General features: G+C 71.8%; 20 protein-coding genes. 17 read left to right on the plus strand and 3 right to left on the minus strand.

Going from position 1 to position 21578, the window contains the following annotated elements; translation table 11 throughout:
* The first annotated feature begins 57 nt into the window (after positions 1 to 57).
* The 4 genes from ACFQS1_RS20640 to ACFQS1_RS20655 are packed head-to-tail and all read left to right on the plus strand — an operon-like array spanning position 58 to position 3404.
* Positions 58 to 1077, plus strand: coding sequence for an ABC transporter ATP-binding protein (locus ACFQS1_RS20640; RefSeq protein ID WP_378970694.1), 1020 nt, complete (start codon positions 58 to 60; stop codon positions 1075 to 1077).
* Entirely contained in the window at positions 1074 to 1859 is a 786-nt protein-coding gene (locus ACFQS1_RS20645) for an ABC transporter permease (protein WP_378970696.1), read from the plus strand. The genes ACFQS1_RS20640 and ACFQS1_RS20645 overlap by 4 nt, the downstream gene beginning before the upstream one ends.
* A 1-nt stretch (position 1860) precedes the next feature.
* The gene (locus tag ACFQS1_RS20650; protein WP_378970698.1) at positions 1861 to 2649 is read left to right on the plus strand and encodes an ABC transporter permease; all 789 of its coding nucleotides are present in this window, start codon (positions 1861 to 1863) and stop codon (positions 2647 to 2649) included.
* A gap of 14 nt (positions 2650 to 2663) precedes the next feature.
* A complete protein-coding gene (locus ACFQS1_RS20655) occupies positions 2664 to 3404 on the plus strand; it encodes an esterase family protein (RefSeq protein ID WP_378970700.1) in 741 nt (246 codons plus the stop codon).
* A 112-nt stretch (positions 3405 to 3516) separates the two neighbouring features.
* On the opposite strand, the gene ACFQS1_RS20660 is transcribed toward ACFQS1_RS20655, so the two are convergent.
* Positions 3517 to 4227 carry a GTP pyrophosphokinase gene (locus ACFQS1_RS20660; RefSeq protein WP_378970703.1) on the minus strand — a complete coding sequence of 237 codons (711 nt, stop codon included), beginning with the start codon at positions 4225 to 4227 and terminating at the stop codon, positions 3517 to 3519.
* 269 nt (positions 4228 to 4496) lie between these two features.
* On the opposite strand from ACFQS1_RS20660, the gene ACFQS1_RS20665 reads away from it, so the two are divergent.
* From ACFQS1_RS20665 to ACFQS1_RS20725, 13 genes are read left to right on the plus strand one after another with little or no spacing between them, the layout of a single operon-like run.
* Complete coding sequence (locus ACFQS1_RS20665; RefSeq protein ID WP_378970705.1) at positions 4497 to 6134, plus strand: ABC transporter substrate-binding protein; 1638 nt, start codon at positions 4497 to 4499, stop codon at positions 6132 to 6134.
* A gap of 13 nt (positions 6135 to 6147) precedes the next feature.
* Entirely contained in the window at positions 6148 to 7158 is a 1011-nt protein-coding gene (locus ACFQS1_RS20670; protein ID WP_378970707.1) for an ABC transporter permease, read from the plus strand.
* The gene (locus ACFQS1_RS20675; RefSeq protein ID WP_378970710.1) at positions 7158 to 8015 is read left to right on the plus strand and encodes an ABC transporter permease; all 858 of its coding nucleotides are present in this window, start codon (positions 7158 to 7160) and stop codon (positions 8013 to 8015) included. The genes ACFQS1_RS20670 and ACFQS1_RS20675 overlap by 1 nt, the downstream gene beginning before the upstream one ends.
* Positions 8016 to 8017: 2 nt before the next feature.
* Entirely contained in the window at positions 8018 to 10084 is a 2067-nt protein-coding gene (locus tag ACFQS1_RS20680; RefSeq protein ID WP_378970712.1) for a dipeptide ABC transporter ATP-binding protein, read from the plus strand.
* On the plus strand, positions 10077 to 12122 hold the full coding sequence (locus tag ACFQS1_RS20685) for a hydantoinase/oxoprolinase family protein (RefSeq protein ID WP_378970714.1): 2046 nt from the start codon (positions 10077 to 10079) through the stop codon (positions 12120 to 12122). Before ACFQS1_RS20680 ends, ACFQS1_RS20685 begins: the two co-directional genes overlap by 8 nt.
* Positions 12119 to 13783, plus strand: a complete 1665-nt coding sequence (locus tag ACFQS1_RS20690; RefSeq protein WP_378970716.1) for a hydantoinase B/oxoprolinase family protein — start codon at positions 12119 to 12121, stop codon at positions 13781 to 13783. Before ACFQS1_RS20685 ends, ACFQS1_RS20690 begins: the two co-directional genes overlap by 4 nt.
* Positions 13776 to 15422, plus strand: a complete 1647-nt coding sequence (locus tag ACFQS1_RS20695) for a hydantoinase B/oxoprolinase family protein (protein ID WP_378970718.1) — start codon at positions 13776 to 13778, stop codon at positions 15420 to 15422. Before ACFQS1_RS20690 ends, ACFQS1_RS20695 begins: the two co-directional genes overlap by 8 nt.
* The gene (locus ACFQS1_RS20700; RefSeq protein ID WP_378970720.1) at positions 15419 to 16639 is read left to right on the plus strand and encodes an amidohydrolase family protein; all 1221 of its coding nucleotides are present in this window, start codon (positions 15419 to 15421) and stop codon (positions 16637 to 16639) included. Before ACFQS1_RS20695 ends, ACFQS1_RS20700 begins: the two co-directional genes overlap by 4 nt.
* A complete protein-coding gene (locus ACFQS1_RS20705) occupies positions 16636 to 17034 on the plus strand; it encodes a nuclear transport factor 2 family protein (RefSeq protein ID WP_378970722.1) in 399 nt (132 codons plus the stop codon). The genes ACFQS1_RS20700 and ACFQS1_RS20705 overlap by 4 nt, the downstream gene beginning before the upstream one ends.
* The gene (locus tag ACFQS1_RS20710) at positions 17031 to 18008 is read left to right on the plus strand and encodes an NADPH:quinone oxidoreductase family protein (protein ID WP_378970724.1); all 978 of its coding nucleotides are present in this window, start codon (positions 17031 to 17033) and stop codon (positions 18006 to 18008) included. The genes ACFQS1_RS20705 and ACFQS1_RS20710 overlap by 4 nt, the downstream gene beginning before the upstream one ends.
* Positions 18005 to 18331, plus strand: coding sequence for a TIGR04076 family protein (locus ACFQS1_RS20715; protein ID WP_378970726.1), 327 nt, complete (start codon positions 18005 to 18007; stop codon positions 18329 to 18331). The genes ACFQS1_RS20710 and ACFQS1_RS20715 overlap by 4 nt, the downstream gene beginning before the upstream one ends.
* Positions 18331 to 19302, plus strand: coding sequence for an LLM class flavin-dependent oxidoreductase (locus ACFQS1_RS20720; protein ID WP_378970728.1), 972 nt, complete (start codon positions 18331 to 18333; stop codon positions 19300 to 19302). The genes ACFQS1_RS20715 and ACFQS1_RS20720 overlap by 1 nt, the downstream gene beginning before the upstream one ends.
* A gap of 10 nt (positions 19303 to 19312) precedes the next feature.
* A complete protein-coding gene (locus tag ACFQS1_RS20725; protein ID WP_378970730.1) occupies positions 19313 to 20359 on the plus strand; it encodes an alpha/beta hydrolase in 1047 nt (348 codons plus the stop codon).
* 84 nt (positions 20360 to 20443) lie between these two features.
* On the opposite strand, the gene ACFQS1_RS20730 is transcribed toward ACFQS1_RS20725, so the two are convergent.
* Positions 20444 to 21052 (minus strand): helix-turn-helix domain-containing protein, encoded by a 609-nt coding sequence (locus ACFQS1_RS20730; protein ID WP_378970733.1) that lies wholly within the window; start codon positions 21050 to 21052, stop codon positions 20444 to 20446.
* A 62-nt stretch (positions 21053 to 21114) separates the two neighbouring features.
* Positions 21115 to 21555, minus strand: coding sequence for an Lrp/AsnC family transcriptional regulator (locus tag ACFQS1_RS20735; protein ID WP_378970735.1), 441 nt, complete (start codon positions 21553 to 21555; stop codon positions 21115 to 21117).
* Positions 21556 to 21578: the final 23 nt, after the last annotated feature.

The following is a 21578-nucleotide window of genomic DNA, read 5'->3' on the forward strand; positions in this document are numbered from 1 at the left end:
ACCGGTTTTGTCAGGGTGATGGCGGTCAACGCCAGGCATCCGTACGGGGGATCGAGCATGCCGATCGTCGAGGCGCAGGGCCTCACCAAGGTGTTCCGCCGCCCGGACAAGGGCTCGGGCCTGGCCGGCTCGGTCAAGCACCTGTTCGCCCGCCGCTACACCGACAAGGTCGCGGTCGACCACGTCGACCTGTCCATCGAGGCGGGCGAGGCGGTGGCGTACGTCGGGCCCAACGGCGCCGGCAAGTCGACCACGGTGAAGCTGCTCAGCGGCATCCTGGTGCCGACCGCCGGCGAGGTGCGCATCGACGGCCTGCACCCGCAGCGCGACCGCACCACCGTGGCGTACCGGATCGGGGTGCTGTTCGGGCAGCGCACCCAGCTCTGGTGGGACCTGCCGGTCGCCGAGTCGCTGGCCGTGCTGCGCGACATCTACGGCGTGGACGCCGGCACGTACCGGAAACGGCTGGCCCGCTTCGACGAGGTCCTCGAGCTCGGCGAGATCCTGCCGATCATGGGCCGCAAGCTGTCGCTCGGCCAGCGGATGCGCGCCGACCTGGCCGCCGCGCTGGTGCACGGCCCCCGGGTGGTCTACCTGGACGAGCCGACCATCGGGCTCGACCTGGCCGTCAAGGACCGGGTCCGCGAGTTCTTCCGCGGCCTGCGCGACGAGGGCACCACGGTCATGCTGACCAGCCACGACCTCGCCGACATCGAGGGCTTCTGCCGCCGGCTGGTGATCATCGACCGGGGCCGGATCATCTTCGACGGCGACCTGGAGTCGGTGAAGGACCGCTTCGCCCGCGAGCGCATCCTGCATGTCGAGACGGCGCGGCCGGTGCCGCTGGAAACCCTGCGGGACTCGCTGCCCGGCGCGGAGGTCACGGTCGAGGACACCCCGTTGCGGTACGCCGTACGGTTCGACCGCTTCGCGATGACGGCCGGCCAGGCGGTGACCGTGCTGGCCGGGCTGACCGAGCTGGTCGACTTCCGGGTCGACGAGCCGAGCATCGAGGACGTGATCCGCCGGGTGTACTCGGGCGACCTGGTGCTCGACGACACCGGCGCGCCCCGGTGAGGGGCTACCGGGCCCTGGCCCGGGCCACCGCGCGGGCCGCCCTCACCTACCGGCTCAGCTTCGTGCTCGGCATCGGCACCGTCCTGGTCCAGCTGGTCGCGTTGCTGGCGGTCTGGCACGCGATCCTCGCCGAGGCGCCGGTCAACGGCTTCACCTGGCCGCAGATGCGCGCCTACCTGCTGGTCGCGTTCGCGGCCGGCACCCTGGTCTCGATCCTCGGCGACTTCCGGATGGCGTTCCGGATCCTCGACGGCAACGTGGCGCTCGACCTGGTCAAGCCGGTCGACTATCAGAAGGCCCGGCTGGCCGAGTCGCTCGGCGGGCTCTGGATCGAGCTGCTGCTGATCGTCGTGGTGGTGGGCGGGACGCTCGCGCTGACCGGGGGCGTCGACGTCCCGGCCGGGCCGGCGCTGGCGCTCTTCGCGACCAGCATGCTCCTGCTCGTGCCGCTGAAATTCCTGCTCGTGTACGTGTCGACATTGGCCTGTTTCTGGACCCAGAACTACATGGGTGTCCAATGGGCGCGACTGGCCGTCATCAACCTGCTGTCCGGCGCGCTGATCCCGCTCGTGTACCTGCCGCATTGGCTGGCCACCGCGGCGCAGTGGTCCCCGTTCGCGGGGCTCACCTCGACACCGGCGCTGATTTTCCTGGGCCGCGTCGGCGTACGCGATGGCCTGGTCCTTGTTCTTGTGCAGCTGGCCTGGGTGCTCGTGCTGTGGTTCGGCGCCCGGCTGATCTGGCGCCAGGCAGTGCGCCGGCTGACCGTGAACGGAGGCTGACGTGCGCACGTTGCGGCTCTACCGGCGGTTGCTGGGCGCCCACTTCCGGTCGCTGCTGGAGTACGAGGCCGATTTCCTGATCCTGGCCGCCGCCACCGTGCTGATGCAGGTGATCAACATCGTCTTCCTGTCGGCGCTGTTCGCGAAGGTGCCGGCGATCAACGGCTGGACGTTCTGGTCGGTGGTGACGATGTTCGGCGCGGTGGCGCTGGCCGAGGGCGTCGGCTCGCTGTTCTTCGACGGCATGTGGAGCCTGGCCTGGCAGATCAACCGCGGCGAGCTGGACTACTTCCTGGTCCGGCCGTACCCGGTGGCGCTGCAGTCGAGCAGCGCCGCGGTCGGCATCAACGGGCTCAGCAACATCGTCACCGGCGGCCTGATGATCGGCGCCGGGCTGGCCCACTCGGACATCGCGTGGACGCCGTGGCTCGCCGCGCTCGGCGTGCTGCTGCTGATCAGCTCGGTGGTCATCAAGGTCGCGATCAACCTGGCCACCAACTCGGCCTGCTTCTGGCTGTCCAGCCCCAGCCCGATGTTCGCCTTCGCCCTGCACCAGGTGGGCGACCTGGCCCGCTTCCCGCTGTCCATCTACCCGTTCGCGCTCAAGGCCGTGCTCGGGCTGGCGCTGCCGTTCGCGTTCATCAGCTTCTTCCCGATCGCCTACCTGCTGGACACCGGATCCGCCACGTGGGTGGGCCTGCTGACGCCGGTGACGGCCGCCTACTGCCTGGGCGTGGCCGTCCTCGTCTTCAAGCGGGGGCTGGCCCGCTACGAGAGCGCCGGAAATTAAGGGACGATGTCGGCATGCGGTTCTACACGGCGGACCTGCACACGCCGGCCGGCATCCGGGGCACGGTGGCCGCCTACGGGCACTACGGCCGGCCGGTGCTGGTGTTCCCGTCCGAGGGCGGCTACGCCACCGAGTTCGCCGACCGCGGCATGGTGGCGGCGGTCGAGGGCCTGATCGACGCCGGCCGGGTCAAGCTGTACTGCGTCGACTCGTTCGACGGCGGCACCTGGTCGGCCGGCGGCCTGCCGCTGGAGGAACGGGCGCGGCGGCACGGGGCGTACGAGTCCTGGATCCTCGACGCCGTCGTCCCGCACATCCGCGACGGCACCGGCCCGGACGCCGAGATCGCCACGGCCGGGTGCTCGCTGGGCGCGTTCCACGCCCTCAACTTCGCGTTCAAGCGGGCCGACCTGTTCCCGCTGGCGCTCTGCTTCTCCGGCAACTACGACCCGACCACCTGGCGCGGCTGGGGCGAGCAGGGCGACGCGTTGTACTTCAACAATCCGGCCGCGTACGTGGCGAACCTGCACGGCGACCACCTGGAGTGGCTCCGCTCCCGCCTGTCCGTGCTGCTCGTGTGCGGCCAGGGCCAGTGGGAGGACACCACCGGCTCCCTGGAGTCGACCCGCCGGATGGAGCAGCTGCTGGCGGCCGCCGGCATAGGCCACGAGCTGGACCTGTGGGGTTTCGACGTCCCGCACGACTGGCCGTCCTGGCGCCGTCAATGGGCCCACCACCTGCCGCGGTTCTGCTAGGCGCCGCCCCGGCGCCGCGGCGGCAGCGTGCGGGGTGAGGACGCGCTGCGGCAGGGGAAAGGCGGCGGGGGGAAACGAGGTAGGCGGGGAACGAGGGTGACGACCTGCCCGGCTACCGGCGGGGGCCGTGGATCTCGCGGTGCAGGCGTTCCATGCGCTGGTCCAGCCGGGCCGCGTCGTCGGCCGCCGCGGAGAGCTCGGAACGGAGCTCGGCCGGGATGTCCGGGTCGTACTTGTAGTAGATCTTGTGTTCGAGGCTGGCCCAGAAGTCCATCGCGACCGTGCGCAGCTGCACCTCGACCGGGACCGGCACGACCCGGTCGGAGAGGAAGACCGGGATCTCGACGATCAGGTGCAGGCTGCGGTAGCCGTTCTCCTTGGGGTCGGCGATGTAGTCCTTGGTCGCCACCAGGTGCACGTCGGGCTGGCGGGTGAGCATCTCGGCGACCGTGTAGACGTCCGAGACGAAGCTGCACACGATGCGGATGCCGGCGATGTCGCGGATCCGGGACCGCAGGTCCTCGAAGGTGAGCGGGCAGTCGATGCGCCGGGCCTTGGCGGTGATGCTGGCGGGCGTCTTCAGGCGGGGCAGGACGTGCTCGATCGGGTTGCCGCGGCCCTTGTGCGCCAGCTCCTCCGCCAGGATGGTGACCTTGGTGTTGATCTCCGCCAGCCCGAACTTGTAGACCAGCAGGAACTCGGTCATCCCACCGGCCGGCTCGTGGAACGTGCCGTCGTAGACGGTCGTCGCGGTTTCGCCCGTGCCCGGGGGCGCCCACCGCACCATTCCCTGATCGCCGGGCCGTTCAGTCGTCACGGTCATACGGTAGGCGCTGCGTACCACGCGCCGCCGGGTGGTCCGCGAAGCGAAGCCGTGAACAGACTCGCGGGTCGGGGTGTGAACGCGTGTGAACTCTTTTCGCGCAGGTCATCGGTCGTTCGGGCTAGACCGCGCGGCGAAAGTAGGCATCCGCCGGTGAACAAGCGCGGAAGTCTTGTTCACTCTCACGTTATCCGGTAGAACGTCGATCAGGTCCGCTCGGCGGGCCGTCAGCCGATCGGCTCCAGGAGGACCATCCGATGGATCGCTCTGTGCCATTCGATACCAGCCGCATCTCCCGCCGCGGCCTGCTGCAGCTCGGCGGCAGCGTGGCGCTTCTGCTCACCACCGGCGCCTGCGCGGCCGGCAGCAAGTCCGGCCCGAAGTCCGGCGCCTCCGCGGGGCCGGCCGCGAGCACGCTGCGCATCGCGGTCTCCAGCTACCTCTCGAGCTGGGACCAGGACTTCGTCGGGTTCGACCTGACCGCGTTGATGATGTTCAAGAACGTGTACCCGTACATGATCGATTACGGGGTCACCACGGCCGGCGACAGCCAGATCCTGGACACCCAGAACATCACGCCGACGTTCGCCGAGTCGTTCGAGCCGGACGCCTCGCAGCAGGTCTGGACGCTCAAGCTGCGCAAGGGCGTCAAGTTCGCGAGCGGCAACGAGATGAAGGCCGACGACGTGAAGTGGTCGAAGGACCGGGCGTTCGCGGCGGCCGCCAACGTGGCCGGCATCTACCGCACGATCGGGCTGACCAAGCCCGAGCAGGTGGTGGTCAAGGACGACTACACCGTCGAGTTCCACCAGGAGTTCCCGAGCGCGCTGACCCGGCAGATCCAGGCCATCTCGCTGTACGTCTTCGACTCGGTCGAGGCCAAGAAGCACGCCACCGCCGCCGACCCGTGGGCCAAGGAGTGGTTCGCCAAGAACGCGCCGACCGGCGGCTACTTCAACGTCGCGAAGGCCACCCAGGGCCAGGAGATCGAGCTCAGCGCCAACACCGGGTATCCCGGTCCCGACCCGGCCAAGACCCCGACGATCCGGATCTCGGTGGTCCCGGCGGCCGCGAACCAGCGCCTGCAGCTGCAGGCCGGCGACATCGACATCGCGCTCGGCATCACCGGCCAGGACTTGCAGGACCTGAAGAAGGCCGACGGCATCAAGGTGCTCTCGGCCGCGAGCAACGACCAGGTGGCGATCCAGATGTCGGTGACCACCGCGCCGTTCGACGACGTGAACGTGCGTAAGGCTCTCGCCTACGCGGTGCCCTACGAGCAGATCATCAAGAACGTGTACGGCGGGGACGCGCGGCCCACCAAGAGCATCGTCCCGCTGGACATGCCCGGCTATTCCGAGGCCGGTTACCCGTACACGTATGACCTCGACAAAGCGAAAGCCGCACTGGCCGCGGCGGGCAAGCCCAGCGTCTCCTCCGAGCTGGTCTTCGAGGCCGGCAACGACGAGCAGCAGAAGATCGCCGTCCAGGTGCAGTCGGAGGCGGCCAAGGCCGGCATCACGCTCAAGCTGGCCCCGCTCGACCCGGCCACGCTGGGCGAGCGGCGCACCAAGAAGAGCATCCCGCTGCAGATCACCACCGGGCAGCTCTGGGTGAACGACGTCGAGTACATGCTGGCGACGAGCTTCGTCAAGGGCGCCGCGCTCAACTACTCGAACTACACCAACCCCGAGATCGAGGACATCTACACCAAGTCGCACACCACCGTGGACGACGCCGCCCGCAAGCAGCTCTGGGCGCGGGTGCAGGAGATCCTCGCCGCCGACGTGCCGTGGGCGATCATCTGCCAGCCGAACTTCAACCTGCCGGTCCGCGAGAACGTCTCGGGCTGGGTGCAGCCGATGGACGGCCTGGCCCGTCTGCGCTACCTGAGCGCGACGGCCTGAGAGGTTCGATTCCGTGCGTGTCCTCCGCTTCGTCGGTCGCCGGCTGCTCCAGCTGGTCCCGGTCCTGCTCGGCGTGGTCGTGCTGACCTTCCTGCTGGTGCGGGTGCTGCCGGGCGACCCGATCCGCAGCATCCTCGGGCCCAACGCCACCGAGGCGGACGCGCAGGCGGCGCGCGAGCGGTTCGGCCTGGACCAGTCGCTGGGCAAGCAGTTCCTCGACTACCTGCGCGGGCTGGTCACCGGCGACTTCGGCACGTCGATCCAGAGCGGCGCCCCGGTGCGCGACGAGATGGCGCTGCGCATCGGGCCCACCTTCGAGCTGGTGGTCATCGCGGTGACGATCGCCGTGCTTTTGGCGATTTGGCTGGGCCTCTGGTCGGCGCGCCGGGCCGACCGGGCCGGTGACCACACGGTGCGGGTGTTCGCGCTGGTCGGCAACTCGATCCCGGAGTTCTGGCTGGGCCTGGTGCTGATCCTGGTCGGCTACGCGGTGCTGGGCTGGTTCCCGGCGCCGAGCGGCCGGGTCGACCCGGACACCGATCTCACGCCGATCACCGGCGCCGACCTGGTCGACGCGATCCTCACGGCCAACGGCCCGGCTTTTGCGTCGGCGGCCGCCCATCTCGTATTGCCGGTACTCACGCTGGTCATCGGGGTACTGGCGCCGCTGCTGCGCAGCGTCCGGGCGTCGGCCCTGGAGGTGCTCCGATCCGAGGCGTACGCGGCGGCGTCCGCGCACGGCCTCCCGGAGCGCACCCTGCTGCGCGGCTACCTGCGCCGGGCCGCCCTGGTCCGGCTGCCGTCGCTGGCCGCGCTGGTCTTCGGCACGGCGATCGGCTCGACCGTCCTGGTCGAGTACGTCTTCTCCTGGCAGGGCTTCGGCCAGTGGGCGCTGCGCGGGCTGCTCTACCGCGACTACCCGGTCGTGCAGGCGTCGGTGCTGGTCTTCGCGCTCTGCTACGTGCTCGTCTTCCTGGTCGCCGACGTGGTGCACGCGATGCTCGACCCGAGAGTGAGGATCTGATGGCCGAGGTCCAGCTCGCCCCCATCACCGTCGGCGGCCGGGACGGCCGGTTCGCGCGGGCGCTGATCGTCGTCGGCACGACGATCCTCGTGGTCGCCGCGCTCGCCGCCGTCTTCGCCCCGCTGCTGTCGACGTGGGGGCCGACCGAGATCGACCCGTCCGGCACGCTGGCCCGACCCGGCGGCGAGCACCTGCTCGGCACCGACGCCAACGGCATGGACGTGTGGAGCCGGGTGCTGCACGCGGGCCGGATCGACCTGGGCATCGCGGTCTGCGCGGTCGCCCTGGCCGTCGTGGCCGGCACGATCCTCGGCCTGCTCGCCGGCTACCTGGGCGGCTGGATCGACGACGTGCTGATGCGAATCGTCGACATCTTCCAGGCGTTCCCCACGTTCATCCTGGCGCTCGCGGTGGCGGCGCTGCTGGGCGACGGGTTCGGCAATCTCGTCATCACGATCGCGCTGGTCAACGCGCCGGCGTACGCGAGATTGGTGCGCGCCGAGGTGCGCACGCTGCGCGAGATGCCCTACATCGACGCGGCCAAGACCTCGGGCGCCTCCACCGTCGGCATCCTCTGGCGGCACCTGCTGCCCAACAGCCTCACCCCGGTCCGGGTGATCGCCCCGCTGAACTGCGGCTGGGCCATGCTCACCCTGGCCGGCCTGTCCTTCCTCGGCCTGGGCATCACGGTGCCGACCGCCGAGTGGGGCTCGATGATCAGCCTCGGCACGTCGGACGTCGTCGCCGGCCGCTGGTGGACCTCGGTGCCACCCGGCCTGGCCCTGCTCGTCTGCGTCCTCGGCTTCAGCCTGCTCGGCGAGGGCCTGCAGGAACGCGCGGACGCGAGGAGGCGGTGACCATGCTCGACATCTCGGACCTCTCGGTGGTGATCCGCCGGCCCGGCCGGCAGGTCGCGGCGCTCAGCAACGTCAGCTTCGCGGTCGCCCCGGGCGAGGTGGTCGGCCTGGTCGGCGAGAGCGGCGGCGGCAAGAGCATGGTGGCTCGCGCCATCGTCGGCATGCTGCCGCCGGGTTCGCGGGCGAGCGGCCGGGTCGGCTTCGACGGCGCCGACGTGCTGCGGATGGACGACGCCGCGCTCGCTGCGCATCGCGGGCGCGGGGCGGCGATCTGCTTCCAGAACCCGCGCGGTGCGCTCAGCCCGACGCGTACGGCCGGCCGGCAGTTGATCGACCGGCTCGTGACGCACCAGCAGATGGGGGCCGAGCAGGCGGCCACCGCGGCGAAGGACCTCTTCGCCGCGGTGGGCATCCGCAACCCCGGGCAGCGGTTGCGGGCGTACCCGCACGAGCTGTCCGGCGGGATGGCCCAGCGGGTGATGATCTCGCTGGCCACCGGGTGCGCGCCCGGCCTGCTCATCGCGGACGAGCCGACCACCGGTCTGGACGTGACGCTGAGCCGCGAGATCCTGCGCCAGTTCCGGCACGCCGCCGACACCGACGGCCGCGGCGTCCTGCTGATCTCGCACGACCTCGCCTCGATCGCCGAGGTCTGCGATCGCGTGGTGGTGCTCTACGCCGGCACGGTCGTCGAGTCGGGCCCGGCCGCGAAGGTCCTGCGCGACCCGGCCCACCCCTACACCCGGGCGCTGCTGCGGTCGGTCCCGGACGTCGGCGGCGGCAAGGTGACGGCGACCGCCGGTGGCATGCCGCTGCTGACGGACCCCCCGCACGATTGCCCGTTCGCCCCGCGCTGCGCCCACGCCACCGGCGAGTGCCGCACCACCCGCCCGCCGGTGAAGGCGATGGCCGACGGCTGGTCGCTCGCCTGCTACCACCCGCAGCACGACCCTTTGCTCTGCTTACCCGCGGGCGCCGGGGAAGGCGGTTTCCCCGCGGGAGCGCCGGAAAGCGCCTCCCCAGTAGGCAGAGCAAAGCGTGCGGACGAGGTGGTCCTGCGGGCGGACGAAAGCGCCTCCCCAGTAAGCAGAGCAAAGCGTGCGGACGAAGTGGTCCTGCGGGTCGAGGATGCGCACGTCGTCTACCGCAGCCGGTTCGGGTCGGGTGGGCATCACGCGCTGCGCGGGGTCAGCCTCGAGCTGAGCAAAGGCGAGACGCTCGGCGTGGTGGGCGAGAGCGGATGCGGCAAGAGCACCCTCGCGAAGCTCATCATGGGCCTCGTCGAGCCGACGCAGGGGACGGTGGCGGTCGGCGGCAAGGACGTGCGGAGGCTCAGCCGGGCCGAACGGACCCGGGCGCAGATGGTGTTCCAGGATCCGATCGGGTCGCTCAGCCCCCGCCGTACGATCAAGGACTCGATCGCGGAGCCGTTGCGCGCCGCCAAGGTCTCCACGACGCAGCGCGCGCAGCGGGTGGAACGGGCGCTCGACCGGATGGAGCTCGACCGCTCGATCCTCGACCGGCTGCCGCACGAGCTGTCCGGCGGGCAGGCGCAGCGGATCGGCATCGCCCGGGCGCTGGTCGGCGAGCCCGACCTGATCGTCTTCGACGAGCCCACCAGCGCGCTCGACGTCACCGTGCAGGCGCAGATCCTCGACGTCATCGCCGATGTCGCCAACGATGCCGGGCACGGCTCGGTCTTCATCTCGCACGACCTCGCGACCGTGCGCGGCTTCGCCGACCGGGTGGTCGTGCTCTACCTCGGCCGGGTGGTCGAGGAGGGGCCGGTCGGCGAGGTCTTCGACCACCCGAGGCATCCCTACACGCGGGCGCTGCTGGGCAGCGCGCCCCGGCTCGGCGGGGCCCGGACCGCGGACGTCACGCTGGTCAAGGATCTCGACGAGGCGGACGCGGCCGCCGGTTGCGCGCTGGCCGCCCGCTGCCCGTTCGTCACCGATGCCTGCCGCTCTCAGGAGCAGACCCTTCAGCCGTACGGCGAGAGCCGGGCCGCCTGCTGGCGCGTCCCGGAGATTCCCGCCCTGATCGGAAAGAGCGCCACCCATGACTGACCGTCCCGTGCGGCTGGCCGTCGACATCGGCGGCACCTTCGTCGACGCCATGGAACTCGACACCCGGACCGGCGAGGTGCGCTTCCGCAAGGCCTCCACCACGCCGGCCCACCCGGCCGAGGGCGTGCTCAACGCGATCGCCGCGCTCGGCACCGACCTGTCCGAAGTGGAGCTGTTCATCCACGGCACCACGCTCGGCCTGAACGCGGTGCTGGAACGGCGGGGCGGCAACACCGGCATCATCACCAACGAGGGCTTCCGCGACATCTTCCTGATCGGCCGGGGCAACGTGCCCGCCGACCACATGTACGACTTCCGCTACCAGCGCCCGGAAAGCCTGGTGCAGCGCCGGTTCACCGCCGGCGTCACCGGCCGGCTCGACTACAAGGGCAACGTCGTCGAGGAGCTCGACCCCGGTTCGGTCCGGGCGGCGGCGCGCGAACTCGTCGAGGTGCAGGGGGTCACCTCGATTGCGATCTGCTTCCTGCACTCGTTCCTCGACCCCACGCACGAGCGGGAGGCGGCCCGGATCATCCGGGCGGCGTACCCGGACGTGAGCCTGTCGCTCTCCACCGACATCGTGCGGGAATACCGGGAGTACGAGCGGACCAGCACCACCGTGCTGGAGGCGTACATCCGGCCGATCTTCGAGCGGTACGTGGACGAGCTGGAGGCCGGGCTGGCCGCGGGCGGCTTCGCCGGGCGGTTCCTGATCATGCGCTCGGGCGGCGGCTCGATGACCGGGGCGGTGGCGAAGACGTCGCCCACGCACACCGTGCTCTCCGGGCCGGCCGGCGGCATCGTCGGCGCCGCGTACCTGGCCGGGGAGCTGGGCCGGGACAACCTGCTGACGTTCGACATCGGCGGCACCTCGCTGGACGCCTGCGTCATCGAGAAGGGCAGCGCGGTCGCCGCGTACGAGGCCCAGCTCGAGCATTTCCCGCTGCTGATCCCGACGTACGACATCCGCACCATCGGCGCCGGCGGCGGTTCGATCGCCTGGCTGGACCGGGGGTTGCTGAAGGTGGGGCCGCAGAGCGCGGGCGCCGTGCCCGGCCCGGTCTGCTACGGCCGCGGCGGCACCCGGCCGACCGTGACCGACGCCGCGGTGGTGCTCGGCTTCGTCGACCCGCACCGGTTCCTGGGCGGCACGATGGGCCTGGCCGATGAGGCCGCCCGCGACGCCATCCGGGCCCAGCTGGCCGAACCGCTCGGGCTGAGCGTTCCCGAGGCCGCGGCCGGCATCTTCGACGTGCTGCTGGCCCGGACGGTCGGCGCGGTCCGGCAGATCACCGTCGAACGTGGACACGACCCGCGGGTCTTCTCGCTGCTGGCCTTCGGCGGGGCCGGCCCGCTGCTCGCGCCGCTGCTGGCCCGGGAGATGGGCATCGGCGAGGTGCTGGTGCCGTTCGCGCCGTCCGGCTTCTCGGCGTGGGGCATGCTCTCGGCCGACATCGTCAACGACTTCAGCCGGACGGTGATGACCACGCTCGACGACGCCGATCTGGCCGCCCTGGAGCCGCTGTTCAAGGAGACCGAGGCCGAGGCGGTCGCGTCACTGACGGCGCAGGGCGTGCCGGCCGGGGAAGGGGTGCTGGAGCGGCAGTTCGAGCTGCGCTACCTGGGACAGGAGCACAGCCTGATGGTGACCGTGGGGTCCACGCTGGACGCCGCGGTGGTGCGGCGGGCGTTCGACGAGCTGCATCATGCACGCTACGGCCACACGATGAAGAATCCGCTGCAGATCCTCAACCTGCGGGTGCGCGGCATCGGGCACACGTCGCGCCCCGCGCTCCCGGTGCTCCCGGCCGGCGAAAGTGCGGCGGAGCCGCGGGCCCACCGCGACGCGTACGACTTCGGCACGCGGGCCATCGTGCCGTTCGCGGTCTACGACCGGGACTCGCTGCGGGCCGGCGACGCCTTCGACGGGCCGGCGCTGGTGGACGAGGGCACGTCGACGACTGTCGTGCCGAGCGGCCAGCGGGTGACCGTCGACGCCCACGGCTACCTGCTCATCACCCTGGGGGTGCGGGCATGACCACATTGGACGGCGCCCGGGTGGAGGTGGTGCGCAGCTATCTGCTGTCGGCCGCCGAGGAGATGCGGGCCACGCTGATCCGTACGTCGTTCAACCCGGTCATCTACGAGGTGCACGACTTCGGCCTGTCGGTCTACGACGCGCACATGCGGCCGGTCGCCGAGGCCACCGGGCTCACCGTGTTCCTCGGCGCGAACGACTACTCGCTACGCAAGGGCGTCGAGTACGTGGGGGTGGAGAACCTGCACCCCGGGGACGTGGTGCTGCTCAACTACCCGTACTGGAACGCGGCCCACGCCTACGACGCGACCCTGTTCGCGCCGGTCTTCGACGGCGCCGACCTGATCGGGTTCCTCTGCATCCGGGCGCACTGGATGGACCTGGGCGCCAAGGATCCCGGCTACGTGCTCGACTCCACCGACGTGCACCAGGAGGGCCTGATCTTCCCGGGCACCAAAGTGGTGTCGCGCGGCGAGCCGGTGACGGACATCCACGAGCTCATCCGCTTCAACTCGCGGATGCCCGACGCGGTGCTCGGCGACCTGCACGCCCAGATCGCGGCGCTGCGGACGGGCGAGCGGCGGCTGCTCGAGATCTACGCGAAGTTCGGCCGGGAGACCGTGCTCGCCGCGATCGAGCACATCATCGCCGACGGGGAGGCCCGTACGCGTCAGGCTCTCGCCGCCCTGCCGCAGGGCACATGGAGCGCGGAGGACTACGTCGACGACGACGGCATCACCGACGAGCCGGTGCTCATGAAGGTCACCGTGACCGTCGCCGACGAGAAGTTCGTCGTCGACTTCGCCGGCTCGTCGCCGGCCACCCGCGGGCCGATCAACATGCCGTTCGGCGCCACCGAGGCGATCTGCAAGGTCATCCTCAAGTCGCTGACCTCGCCGGACGAGCCCTCCAACGCCGGCACCGTCGCGCCGCTCGAGGTGCGGGCCGAGCCGGGCACGCTGTTCCACGCGGTCTATCCGCAGCCGACGTTCACGCTGTGGACCGGGATCGTGGCGTTCGAGCTGATCCTCAAGGCGCTCGCCCAGGGCATGCCCGACCGGCTGCCCGCCTCCAGCGGCGGCGACGTGCCCGGCTTCATGATGGTCGGCATCCACCCGGACACCGGCCAGATGTTCGCGGTCAGCAACAACGACCTGGTCGGCTGGGGCGGCACCGCCGAGCACGACGGGATGGACGCGGCCACCCACGTCTCCGGCGCGACCGGGCGGGGCACGCCGATCGAGGTGATGGAGGCCCGCACCGGGATGTTCATGGAGCGGGTGGAGATCCGCACCGACTCCGGCGGGGCCGGCGCCCGCCGTGGCGGCTGCGGCCTGCGGCGGGACATCAAGTTCGTGACGCCGGGCGAGTTCCTCACCGTCATCAAGAAGACCAAGACCCGCCCGTGGGCGCTCGACGGCGGCCGGCGCCCCGAGCCGAACCAGATCGTCGTCTTCCCCGGCACCGACCGCGAGCACCGGGTCAGCACCAAGCGCACGGACGTCGTCCCCGGCGACCGGATCACCATCCGCACCGCCGGCGGTGGCGGCCACGGTTCGCCGGCCGACCGCGATCCCGCCGCCGTCCGGCGCGACGTGGCCGAGGGATACGTGTCCCCCGCGGCCGCCCGCGACATCTACGGGGTAGACATCGATGGCTGACGGTGCTGTGGTGGAGGTCATCCGGTGTCACCTGGCGTCGGCGGCCGAGGAGATGCGGGCCGCGCTGGTGCGCACCGCGTTCAACCCGGTCATCTACGAGGTGCACGACTTCGGCATCTCCATCTACGACCGGTCGCTGCGGCTGGTCGCCGAGTCGACCGGGCTCTCCCGGTTCCTCGGGGCCAACGACTACTCGATCCGGCGCGGGGTCGAATACGTGGGCGAGCTTTCGCCGGGTGACGTGGTGCTGCTCAACTACCCCTACTGGAATGCGGCGCACTCCTATGACGCGACGATGTTCGCCCCGGTGTACGTCGCCGAGGAGCTGGTGGCCTACCTCTGCATCCGGGCCCACTGGATGGATCTCGGGGCCAAGGATCCGGGCTACGTCCTCGACTCGACCGACATGCACCAGGAGGGCCTGATCTTCCCGGGCACTCGCATTTACGCCGGCGGCGAGCCGGTCCACGACGTGCACGAGCTGATCCGCTTCAACTCGCGGATGCCCGACCTGGTGCTCGGCGACCTGCACGCCCAGATCGCCGCCCTGCGCACCGGCGAGCGGCGAGTCGCTGAGCTCTTCGCGGTGTATTCGCCATCGGTGGTGGACGTCGCCGTCGACCGCTTTGTCGCGGCGGCCGAGGCCTCGGCGGCCGAGGCGGTGGCGGGACTGCCGCAGGGCTCCTGGACCGCCGAGGACTGGCTCGACGACGACGGGGTCAGCGCGGAGCCGATCCGGATGCGGGCCACGGTGACCATCGCCGACGGCACGTTCACCGTCGACTTCGCCGGCTCGTCGGACGCCGTACCCGGGCCGGTGAATCTGCCGTTGGGCGCGACCATCGCGACCTGCCGGGTGGCTTTCAAGGCGATAACCACACCGGACGAGCAGACCAACGCCGGCCATTTCGCGCCGCTGCGGGTGCTCGCCGAGCCGGGCACGCTGTTCCACGCCGTCTACCCGGCCGCGACCTTCACCCAGTGGACCGGCACCGTCGCGCTGGAGCTGATCTACAAAGCGCTCGCGCAGGGCATGCCTTCGCTTCTGCCGGCCAGCAGCGGCGGGGACGTGCCCGGCTTCATGATGGTCGGCGTCCACCCGGACACCGGCCGGATGTTCGCGGTCAGCAACAACGACCCGGTGGGCTGGGGCGGCACGCCCGACCACGACGGCATCGGCCCGGCCAATCACTTGTGCCAGACCCAGGCCCGCAACACCCCGGTCGAGGTGCTCGAGGCCCGGACCGGCATGTTCTTCGAGCGGGTGGAGATCCGCACCGACTCCGGCGGCGCCGGCCGCCATCGCGGCGGGTGCGGGCTGCGCCGGGACATCCGGTTCGTGACCGACGGCGAATTCCTGTCAGTCATCAAGAAGACCAGAAGCGCGCCGTGGGCGCTGGACGGCGGCCACCGGCCCGAGCCCAACCGGGTCGTCGTCTTCCCCGGCACCGACCGCGAGCGGCGGGTCAGCACGAAGCGCACGCCGGTCCGGGCCGGCGACCGGGTGACGCTGCTGACCGCCGGCGGCGGCGGGCACGGCGACCCGGCCGGCCGCGATCCGGCCGCGGTCCGCCACGACGTCGAGGAGGGGTACGTCTCCGCGGAGGCGGCCCGGGAAGCGTACGGAGTGATCGTATGAGCCAGCTGCTCGCCAACTGCACCGTGCTGGACGCGCGGGTGCTCGACGGAATGCCGCCGCAGAAGGACGCCGGGGTCTGGGTCACCGGCGACCGGATCGCGGCCGTCGGACCGTACGCATCGGTGGCCGCCGCGGCGCGCAAGGCCGGACCGGTCGTCGAGCGCGACCTCGACGGCGCGTTCGTGACCCCCGGCCTGGCCAACATGCACACCCACTTCTCGCTGTCGCTGCCCGGCAAGGGCGGCGACCGGGTCAAGGAGCTCGGCCCGCACGACCTGGCGCTCTACATGGCCGACGGCGCCCGCCGCACGCTCGACTGCGGCGTCACCACGGTCCGCAACGTCGCCGAGAAGGATCACGCCGACTTCGCGCTGCGCCGGGCGATCGAGGCCGGCCGGGTGCCCGGGCCGCGCATGTTCACCGCCGGGCGGGCGCTGGTCTGCACCGGCGGGCACGGCCACGAGAGCGGCGACACCCTCGAATGCGACGGCCCGGTCGGGTTCCGGCACGGCGTGCGCAGCCAGATCAAGGCCGGCGCCGACCTGATCAAGGTGATGATCTCGGGTGGGATCGCCGGTGAGCACGAGGGCATCGCGACCCCGCAGCTGTTCGCCGACGAGATGGCCGCGGTGATCGAGACCGCGCACGCGTGGGGCCGCAAGGTCACCGCGCACGCCGGCCCGGCCGAGGTGATCGGGGCGGCGGTGGCGCTCGGCCTGGACTGCGTCGAGCACGGCTACCTGCTGACGCCCGAGGTCGCGCGGGCCATGGCGGCGCGCGGCGCCGCGCTGGTGCCGACCCTGCTGGTCACCCGGTGCAAGGAGTTCTTCGACGAGCTCGGGGTGCCGGAGTGGATGCAGTGCCGCTCGCTCGGCGCGGGCCCGCGGCACCTGGAGAGCTTCGCGATGGCGGTCGAGGCCGGGGTGGAGATCCTGCTCGGCAGCGACATGCCGCCGTTCTGGTCGTTCGAGGGGACCAACGCGACCGTACGGGAGCTGGAGAATCTCGCCTCCGCGCTGGGTCCGGCCCGGGCGCTGCACGCGGCCACCCGCGGGCCGATCGACTGGCTCGGCGCCTCGGCCGACCTGGGCACGGTCGAGGAGGGCAAGTACGCGGACCTGATCGCGATGGACGGCGACCCGCTGGACGACGCGTCGGCGTTCCGGGACGTGCGGTTCGTGATGAAGGGCGGTTCGGTCGTGCGGGGGTCGGAGTGAGCTTCGCCGAGGCGGGAGCGGCCGCCATCGCCGCCGGCATCGACGACATGTACCAGGCGTTCCTGGCCGGCGACACGGACCGGTTCGACGAGCACCTGCACGAGGACGTCACCACCTGGGAGACCCACCTGCCCGGGCCGCTGCGCACCCGGCGCGAGCTCGACGAGTACCGCACGACCCGGGACTCGGCCGGGCAGCGGCCGAGACTGGTGGTACTGGCGGCGACCGAGAAGCGGATCGACGTGTGGGGCGAGTTCGGGGTGGCCCGCTACCTGCTGGTCGCCCGGGAGGACGACGCCGGGCCCGAGCAGCACAGCCGGGTGACCGACGTGCTGCGCCGCGTCGACGGGCGCTGGCGCATCGTGCACCACCACTCGGAACTGGTGCGGCGATGACCCGCCGGCTGGTCGCGACGTCGTTCGGCGAGCCGACCGACGTGCTCAGCGTCGCCCACCGATCGGACTCTTCCGAAGTGTCGCCCGGCAGCGTCCGGATCGCCGTGCGCGCCACCGGGCTCAACTTCCTCGACGTGATGCTGTGCCGTGGGGAGTATCCGGTCCGGCCGGACTTCCCGATGACGCCGGGCGTGGAGACGGCCGGGCGGGTGGTGGCGGCCGGACCGGGCGCCGAGCAGCAGATCGGCCAGGAGGTGGTGGCCTGCCCGGCGCTGCCGCACGGCGCGCTCGGCGAGACCGTCGACATCGCCGCCGGCCTGGTCGTGCCGCGACCGCCGGACGTGGACCCGGTGACCGCGGCGGCGCTGCCGGTCACCTATCAGACGGCGTGGTTCGCGCTGGAGCGGGCCCGGCTCTCGGCGGGCGAGACGGTGCTCGTGCACGCTGGGGCCGGCGGGGTCGGGATCGCGGTCATCCAGCTCGCGGTCGCCCGCGGCGCCCGGGTGATCGCCACCGCCGGCGGCCCGGCGAAGCTCGACGTCTGCCGGGCGCACGGCGCCGCCGTCGCGGCCGGCTACGACGAGTTCGAGAAGGCCGCGACCGAGGTCGACGTGGTGATCGACCCGGTCGGCGGGGACCTGCTCGGCCGTTCGCTGGACTGCCTGGCCTTCGAGGGGCGGCTGGTCAGCGTGGGCATGGCCGCCGGGCCGCCGCCCCCGGTCGACCCGGCCCGGCTGATCGCCCGCAACGCCGACCTGATCGGCGTCTCCTGGGGGTCGCGCTACCCGTGGGCGCGGCCGGACGCGGTGCGCGAGGCGTACCACGAGCTGTTCCGCTTGTGCGCCACCGGCGCGGTGCGGCCACCGGTCACCCGCGTCGTCCCGCTGGAAGAAGCACCCGCCGCGCTGGCCGACCTGGCCGCCCGGCGCACCACCGGCAAGGTCATCGTGCGGCTCGACGAGGAGGCATCATGAGCGATCAGGACGGCGACATGGAGATCTACGACCTGCGGGTCTGCGTCGACCGGATCGAGGGACGATCGGTCTGCGGCATGGCGGTCGGCGACTACTTCGACCTGACCGAGAGCGCGCACCTGACCATTCCCGAGGGGAAGCATTTCTGCGTGTACGCGCTCGCCTCGGTGCTGCCGTTCCTGGCGGCCAAGCAGCGCGAGCTCGCCTCCGGGGACTGGCTCGCCCAGGACTCCGACTTCATCTGCCCCGACCCGGGCGAGCGCCTGGTCATGCGGGTCACCCGCACCGGCAAGCGGCGGATGAACTCGGCGGACCTGACCTGATGCGTACGGAGATCGGGCTGGGTCTGCAGAGCGACAAGCCGGCCGGCACCTACGCCCGGCTGGCCCGCGCGGCCGAGGACGCGGGTTTCGACGTGCTGTCGGTGTTCGGCGACCTGATGTACCAGCCGCCGATCTTCCCGCTGCTGGAGATGGCGGCGGCGACCGGCCGCGTGCGGCTCGGACCGGCCTGCCTCAACCCGTACTCGATGGCTCCCTATGAGATCGCCGGCCAGGTCGCCGCACTTGATCTCGCCTCGCGCGGCCGCGCCTATCTCGGCCTGGCCCGGGGCACCTGGCTCGGCGCGGTCGGCCTGCCGCAGCCGCGGCCGCTGGTCGCGCTGACCGAGGCGGTCGAGGTGGTCCGGCGCCTGCTGCGCGGCGATTCCGACGGGTACGCGGGACGCATGTTCGCCCTCGCGCCGGGCACCACGCTGCGCTACGACCGGTACCGGCCGGACCCGCCGCTGCTGATCGGCGCCTGGGGGCCGCGGGGCGCCGCCCTGGCCGGCCGGGTCGCCGACGAGATCAAGGTCGGCGGCAGCGCGAACCCCGACATGGTCCCGGTGATCCGCTCGCGGGTCGGCAACGACGACGTCGGGATCGTGCTCGGTGCGGTGACCGTCGTCGACACCGACGGCGAGGCCGCCCGGGCGAAGGCGCGCACCGAGGTCGTCATGTACCTGGCCGTGGTCGCCGGCCTGGACCCGACGGTGACGCTGCCGGACGGGCTGGTCGCGGCGGTGACCCGGCTGGTCGGCCGCGGCGCGCACGAGGCGGCCGGCCGGCTCATCCCCGACGAGGTGCTCGACCGGTTCGCCTTCTCCGGCACCCCCGCGCAGGTGGCCGCGCAGGCCCAGGCGCTGATCGACGCCGGCGTCCGGCGGGTCGAGTTCGGCACACCCCACGGGCTGACCGATGATCGCGGGGTCGAGTTGCTCGGCTCGGCCGTCCTGCCCCTGCTTTCCCGATAGGAGCTTCGCCGTGGACGTTCTGCTGGTGCTCGGACCCGATCTGGTCGCCGACCGGGACCTGCTCGTGTCGCTCGCCGAGACCACCGCGGCCGAGCTCGGCGTGGGCCTGCGGGTCGGCGCGGAGGTCGCCGGGCACGACGGGCCGGCCGTGGTGGTGCCGGCGGATCCGGCGCCGATGGCGTTCGACAACGTGATCGGCTACGACCTGACCGTGGCCGCCTCGGTGCACGGGCCGCGGCACCTGCACGGGCGCGGGGTGTGGGGGCTGGCCTGGGCCATCCGGCACGCGGTGCACCGGCTGCGGCACCCGGCCGCGCGCATCGCTTACGGCGATCATCCCGAGCAGTGGGCCGACGAGCGGGTCGCCGGCTCGGCCCCGCCCCGGCACTGGGTGGGGGCAAGTGAAGCAGCCGGGACCGACAATTTCGCGGCGCCATCCACAGTCGGGGTGCTGATCCACGGCGGGTTCTGGCGGTCGATCTGGGCGGCCGACCTGATGGACGCCCTGGCCATCGACCTGGCCGGCCGGGGCTGGGTGGGCTGGAACCTCGAGTACCGCCGGCCCGACCGGCACGGCTGGGCGGCCACCACCGCCGACGTGGCGGCCGGGGTCGCGGCGGCCCGGGAGCGGCATCCGGGCGCGCGGATCGTGCTGTTCGGCCACTCGGCGGGCGGGCAGCTCGCGCTGCGCCTGGCCGCCGACGACCCGGACATCGCGCTGGCCGTCTCGCTGGCGGGGGTGCTCGACCTGACCGAGGGGCAGCGGCGCTTCCTGGGCGAGGGCGCGATCACCACCGCGCTCGGCGGGACGCCGGAAGACGTGCCCGAGCTCTACGCGGCGAGCGACCCGATGTGCCGGAAGCTGATCTCGCCGGCGCTGCTGGTGCAGGGCGGCGACGACGGTCTCGACCTGGTCGACATCAACCGGCGCTTCGCGGCGGCCGCCGGCGTGCCGCTGCTCGAGCGGCCGGGCGACCATTTCGACGTGATCACGCCCGGTTCGCCGATCTGGGCCGAGACCCTGGCCGAGGTGGACCGGCAGATTTCACGCTCGTGAACAAGCGGCATCGGCCCGGACAAGCGGACCGATCCGGACGAGCCGGGCAGCCGGGACGACCGGGCAGCCGGGCCAACCGGGCGGTCAGAACAGGCGCGGGGTGACCACCGAGACCACCGTGGTCACCGCGTCGGTGTCGTTGTACATGCTGTGCGGCACCGACGAGCGCAGGTGCACGCTGTCGCCCGGCCGCAGCCGGTGCTCCACCCCGTCGACCTCGTAGAGCAGCTCGCCGGTGATCACGTACGCGAACTCCTCGCCGGCGTGGCCGTACGCGGCCTCGCGCTGCCCGCCCGGCGCGATGTGCACCAGCATCGGCTCGAGCACCAGGCCCGCGCCCCGCTCCGAGAGCATGCGGTAAGTCTGCTGGCCGGAGACGTACTGGGTGGCCGCGTTCTCGGCCCGGGTCAGCGTGAAATGGCCGGGCAGCGGCGGGACGACCGGCACGTACGGCGGGGCCGGTTTCGCGTCGAAGAAGTCGGACACCGACCGGCCCAGCGCGCTCGCCACGCTGCCCAGCGCGGTCAGCCCGATCGACGAGATGCCCCGCTCGACCTGGGACAGGAAGCCGATCGACAGGCCCGAGCGGGATGCCAGGCTGCGCAAGGTCAGGCCGCGCTGCTTGCGGAACTCGCGGATGCGCGGCCCGACCTGCGCCGAAGGGGTGTCCTCGAGCTGCTCCGTGGCTGGCACGCCGACCTCCCGGGGGGAAATGAGCTGTGGTGTTTGATCGTACCTAACTTTCACCACCCCGGTCATGAACCGATCGGCGTGATCGGCTGCCAGGTCAGCGGCGTCGACAGGACCATCGTGCTGGACGGGGTGCCGTGCGCGCCGAGCCGGTCGATCACCTCCTCGAACGCGTCGATCGAGGGCGCCGCGACCTTGAGCACGCAGCAGGTGTCGCCGGTGACCCGGCTGATCTCCAGCACCTCGGGCCAGGTCGGCACCTTGTCGTCGCGCAGCACGCAGGTCGGCCCGTAACAGGACATCCGGATGATCGCGACCACCGCGCGCCCGGTCTTGGCCAGGTCGACGTGGGCGTGGTAGCCGGTGATCACGCCGGTCTCCTCGAGCCGGCGTACCCGCTCGGCGACGGCGGGCGGCGAGAGGTGCACCCGGCGGGACAGCTCGCTGTACGACAGCCGCGCGTCGTCCTGCAGTTCGCGCAGCAGGGCCCAGTCCATCGCGTCCATCCGCGGCCACCTTCCGAACGAAA

The sequence above is a fragment of the Paractinoplanes rhizophilus genome (assembly GCF_042664765.1).
In the GTDB taxonomy this organism is placed as follows: domain Bacteria; phylum Actinomycetota; class Actinomycetes; order Mycobacteriales; family Micromonosporaceae; genus Actinoplanes; species Actinoplanes rhizophilus.

Excerpts from the sequence above, each read along its gene's own strand:
- ACFQS1_RS20640 (WP_378970694.1), top strand. The coding sequence starts at position 58 with ATGCCGATCGTCGAGGCGCAGGGCCTCACCAAGGTGTTCCGCCGCCCG.
- ACFQS1_RS20655 (WP_378970700.1), top strand. The coding sequence starts at position 2,664 with ATGCGGTTCTACACGGCGGACCTGCACACGCCGGCCGGCATCCGGGGC.
- ACFQS1_RS20660 (WP_378970703.1), bottom strand. The coding sequence starts at position 4,227 with ATGACCGTGACGACTGAACGGCCCGGCGATCAGGGAATGGTGCGGTGG.
- ACFQS1_RS20675 (WP_378970710.1), top strand. The coding sequence starts at position 7,158 with ATGGCCGAGGTCCAGCTCGCCCCCATCACCGTCGGCGGCCGGGACGGC.
- ACFQS1_RS20680 (WP_378970712.1), top strand. The coding sequence starts at position 8,018 with ATGCTCGACATCTCGGACCTCTCGGTGGTGATCCGCCGGCCCGGCCGG.
- ACFQS1_RS20685 (WP_378970714.1), top strand. The coding sequence starts at position 10,077 with ATGACTGACCGTCCCGTGCGGCTGGCCGTCGACATCGGCGGCACCTTC.
- ACFQS1_RS20690 (WP_378970716.1), top strand. The coding sequence starts at position 12,119 with ATGACCACATTGGACGGCGCCCGGGTGGAGGTGGTGCGCAGCTATCTG.
- ACFQS1_RS20695 (WP_378970718.1), top strand. The coding sequence starts at position 13,776 with ATGGCTGACGGTGCTGTGGTGGAGGTCATCCGGTGTCACCTGGCGTCG.
- ACFQS1_RS20700 (WP_378970720.1), top strand. The coding sequence starts at position 15,419 with ATGAGCCAGCTGCTCGCCAACTGCACCGTGCTGGACGCGCGGGTGCTC.
- ACFQS1_RS20710 (WP_378970724.1), top strand. The coding sequence starts at position 17,031 with ATGACCCGCCGGCTGGTCGCGACGTCGTTCGGCGAGCCGACCGACGTG.
- ACFQS1_RS20715 (WP_378970726.1), top strand. The coding sequence starts at position 18,005 with ATGAGCGATCAGGACGGCGACATGGAGATCTACGACCTGCGGGTCTGC.
- ACFQS1_RS20720 (WP_378970728.1), top strand. The coding sequence starts at position 18,331 with ATGCGTACGGAGATCGGGCTGGGTCTGCAGAGCGACAAGCCGGCCGGC.
- ACFQS1_RS20735 (WP_378970735.1), bottom strand. The coding sequence starts at position 21,555 with ATGGACGCGATGGACTGGGCCCTGCTGCGCGAACTGCAGGACGACGCG.